The organism is Archangium sp., from assembly GCF_036389735.1.
Classification (GTDB): Bacteria; Myxococcota; Myxococcia; order Myxococcales; family Myxococcaceae; genus Archangium.
This window is the reverse complement of the sequence record NZ_DASVWK010000478.1, coordinates 1-3675: the sequence shown is the minus strand read 5'-3', so window position 1 is coordinate 3675 and position 3675 is coordinate 1. Positions and strand designations below refer to the sequence as shown.

Here is a 3675-nt window from a genome sequence, read left to right as displayed (position 1 = left end):
GCTTATGGGGCGACCTGGCGAGCGGGAGGGATGAACTCCACCAGGGCGCGAGCCACCGCCTCGGGCTGCTCCAGGTGGACGTGGTGGCCCCCGGGGAGGGTGAGGGGCGGTGTGCGCAGGTGCCGCGGGGCGCCCATCCGGGCCTGGGCCCGCTCCTCTTCGATGCGGTGGCCCTCGCTGCCGAGCAGCAGCTGCATCGGGCAGGTGACGGCGGACGAGAGGGCGAGCCACTGCGCGTCGTCGTAGCCGGAGCCGAAGCGGCGGCGGTGGGCGGGATCAAAGGTGAAGACGAAGCCGTCCTCCACGCGCTCGGTGCCGTGGCGGGCCATGTGGAGCGCGATGGCCTCGGACAGGGAGGGGTTGTTCTCCCGCATGCGGGCGGCGGCGGCCTCCACGCTCGGGTAGCGCTTGCGGTGGGGGGCGCGCTCCAGGTCCTGGAGGAAGCCGCGCAGCCGGTGGAGCGCGTTGTCGGGCGGGCCACCGGTGGGGCCGAGGCTCTCGATGAGGCTGATGCTCAAGACGCGCTCGGGGCGCGCGGCGGCGTACGCGGTGGCGACGATGCCGCCCAGCGAGTGGCCGACGAAGTGCGCCGCCTCCAGGCCGGTGGCGCGCAGCACCGCCTCCACGTCCACGAGGTACTCGGCGAACTGGTAGTTCGCCTCGCGCGGCAGCCAGCCGCTCCGGCCCATGCCACGGAAGTCCAGCAGCACCAGGCGCCAGGAGTCCGGCAGGTGCTCGGCGACGAAGTCGAAGGTATGCGAGTGGTCCAACCAGCCGTGCAGGAAGACGACGGCGGGAGAGCCCGCGGCGTTGCGCTGGCGGGCATGGAGCGAGAGGCCGTGGGCGTCGACGTTCAACGACTCGAAGGAAGAGGACAACGGCGGCTCCTTGCTGGCCGGGAAGAACCCACGGCCAGAGCCCCCGGCTTAACGCGTTCCGCCGTTGTCTGGAATCGCCGAGCGCCGCTCAAGCCGCGGGCTGCTGTGCGGCCGGCTCCAGGGGCGAGGCGTTGAGCAACAGGGCCAGCTGCCGGGCCTGTCCCTCGGTGGTGCAGCGGTACTCCTGCACCTTCCCGTTGGGCTTCTCCACACGGAGGATCCAGAGTTCGGCTTCCTTGGACACCATCGGACGTGCTTGCGACATGGCTGCCTCCTGGAGGACTGCCTTCCCCGTCCTCTCCAGAAGCATCAGCCGTGCCGACGACCGGGTTTGGGCGATACCCAAGGAATCCGGGGCTTTGCCGCTTGCCTGCCCCCACCCGGGTGCCACTTTTTGCGCAAGGCGGTGACAAAACGTGCATGTAGGCCCGCACTTCTTGCGCAGTGCCCCGCCAAACCCTCGAAAATTCTCGGTTTCTTAGAGGAACTCGGCGGGGTCGGGCCACTCTGGCCCTCCCTTTCGCAGCCCGGGCCCCCAGCGCCTCTCTCCCTGACCTTCAGGAGTGGAGACATGAACGCATGAAGTTCTATGAGCTCGAGAGAGATCCGTCGCCACGCTACACGGGCAACCTGAACGCCTCGCACAAGTGGGGGCTACCCGGTATCGAGCCCTGCCCTGTTTGTGGTTTGCAGCCAGAGGGGCGCACCTCGGCCCAGTACCCGTGCGTGGACCTGTCGGGTCTGCCACCCGAGGAGCAGGAGCACCTATTGGACTCCTGGCCCGTCCCTCTCAAGGAATTCATCCGGCGGCGAGAGTTGGTACGTCCGTTGGCGCCCCTGGGCGCCGTGCTGAAAACGGGAGCGGTGTTCGGTCCGCTCCAGGGAACAGGTCTGGGTTACTTCGGCCAGCTCATCATGCAGAACCCCTGGTCCCTCTGCATGCGCCGCGAGGCCTTGGAGCGATTGCGGAACGCGGGCGTGCGTGGCCTTCTCGGCGGCCCCACCCAGGTGCGGTTCCGCACCAAACATGCACCCGAGCTGCGGGACATCCAGCTCGAATCCCATGGGCGATTCCACCCGGACTGCCTGCCGCCCAGGGAGCCTCCGTGTTCCGCGTGTGGTGCCGACAAGGGCTATGGCCTTCCGGAGCCGTATTGGCTCGACGCCGCATCGCTGCCGGAGCACGTGGACCTCTTCCGGCTGGCCGACGCCTCGACGCTCCTCATCGCCAATGAGCGCTTGGTGGACGCGGTACGGCGCCTGGAACTGGATGGGGTCGTCTTCAAGGAGTTGGAGGCCCGCTGAGCCTCCGTTGTCAGAGGGACTCGGCGGGGTCGGGCCACTCCCAGGAGGAGCGGTAGCCGCCGCCTTCCTGGGTGGACTCGATGAAGCGCGAGTAGAAGGGGTGGCCGCTGAGGGTGGCCGAATCTCCCACCACGAAGAGGTGCCGGCGGGCGCGGGTGAGGGCGACGTTGATGCGGCGCAGGTCCGAGAGGAAGCCGATCTGCCCCTCGGAGTTGGAGCGGGTGAGGGAGACGAGGATGGCGTCCTTCTCGCGGCCCTGGAAGGCGTCGACGGTGTCCACCTCGACGTCGGGAGAGAGGGGCTCCACGCGCTCGCGCAGGGCATGGGCCTGGGCGCGGTAGGGGGTGATGACGGCGAGCTCCCGGGGGGCGAGCCCGGCGGCGAGCAACTCCTTCACGCGGGCGACGACGAGGTCCGCCTCGCCGCGGTTGAAGAGGCTGCCGGTGTCCTTCTCCTGCTCCTCCTCGAAGCCCTTGCCGGCGGTGTCGAGGAAGAGGACGGGCGGGGCGTCCACGCCCGAGGCCTCGGCGGACAGCACGTCGGCGAGGGTGCGGTCGGCCACGCTGGGGTGGGCGCGCAGCTCGCCGTCGTACATCTCCTTCGAGGGGAAGGACATGATGGCGGTGTTCATCCGGTACTGCTCGCGGAGCATGCGCTTGACGCCCTCGCCGTGGTCCGCGAGCAGGCGCTCGAAGAGGCTGACGGCGAGGCCCTGCTTCGCGGCCTCCTGGGAGAGGACGGTGGGGGGGAGCTGCTGGGGGTCTCCGGCGAGCACCACCTTGGGGGCGCGCAGGAAGCCGAGCAGGGCGAGGGGCTCGGTGGCCTGGGTGGCCTCGTCGAGCAGGGCGAGGTCGACCTCCTCGTGGGAGAGGACGCCGGAGTCGAGGCTGGCGAGGGTGACGCAGACGACCTGGGCGCGCTCCAACACACTGCGCACGGCCTTGCGCTCGAGGGCGCGGGCCTCGCTCAAGAGGCTCTTGGCCTCGGTGGAGGAGGCGCGGGCGTTGGAGAAGCGGGCGCTGCTGCGGCCCTGGGTGCGCTGGCGGCGGGCGTAGCCGAGCAGGGAGAAGGCCTCGTCGAAGAGTTCGCGGGAGAGGACGCGGTCGGGGTGCTCCTCGACGATGAGGTCCAGGGTGTGCTCCTGGAGGCGGGGGGTGACGCGGGCGGGGTGGCCGACGCGGATGGCGCGCAGGCCCTTGTCGAGACAGAGGTCCAACAGGTGGTCCACGGCGGCGTTGCTGGCGGCGGTGCACAGCAGGCGGTGGCCCTGGGAGACGGCCTGGGAGGCGACCTCGGCGAGCACGGTGCTCTTGCCGGTGCCGGGAGGGCCGTGGACGAGGAAGAAGTCCTCGGCGGCGAGGGCGCGGGAGACGGCGTCGAGCTGCTCGGGGTTGAGGGGGCGCGTGGGGGTGAACTCGCGCAGCGAGTCGAAGCGGGGAGGCTCGTTGCCCAGCAGCACCTCGCGCTTGCGGCGGGCAACGCCCTTGTCGAG

General features: G+C 70.2%; 4 protein-coding genes. 1 reads left to right on the top strand and 3 read right to left on the bottom strand.

Annotated elements, in window-relative coordinates:
- Positions 1 to 2: 2 nt before the first annotated feature.
- Positions 3 to 878, bottom strand: a complete 876-nt coding sequence (locus tag VF794_RS17030) for an alpha/beta hydrolase (RefSeq protein ID WP_331111672.1) — start codon at positions 876 to 878, stop codon at positions 3 to 5.
- A gap of 88 nt (positions 879 to 966) precedes the next feature.
- Positions 967 to 1143: a hypothetical protein gene (locus VF794_RS17025; RefSeq protein WP_331111670.1), complete on the bottom strand. Its 177-nt coding sequence runs from the start codon at positions 1141 to 1143 to the stop codon at positions 967 to 969.
- 314 nt (positions 1144 to 1457) lie between these two features.
- On the opposite strand from VF794_RS17025, the gene VF794_RS17020 reads away from it, so the two are divergent.
- Complete coding sequence (locus VF794_RS17020; RefSeq protein WP_331111668.1) at positions 1458 to 2183, top strand: double-CXXCG motif protein; 726 nt, start codon at positions 1458 to 1460, stop codon at positions 2181 to 2183.
- 10 nt (positions 2184 to 2193) lie between these two features.
- Here VF794_RS17020 and VF794_RS17015 read toward each other — a convergent pair.
- A partial coding sequence (locus VF794_RS17015; protein WP_331111666.1) for an AAA domain-containing protein occupies positions 2194 to 3675 on the bottom strand: 1482 nt, incomplete at its 5' end.

Excerpts from the sequence above, each read along its gene's own strand:
- VF794_RS17020 (WP_331111668.1), top strand. The coding sequence starts at position 1,458 with ATGAAGTTCTATGAGCTCGAGAGAGATCCGTCGCCACGCTACACGGGC.
- VF794_RS17025 (WP_331111670.1), bottom strand. The coding sequence starts at position 1,143 with ATGTCGCAAGCACGTCCGATGGTGTCCAAGGAAGCCGAACTCTGGATC.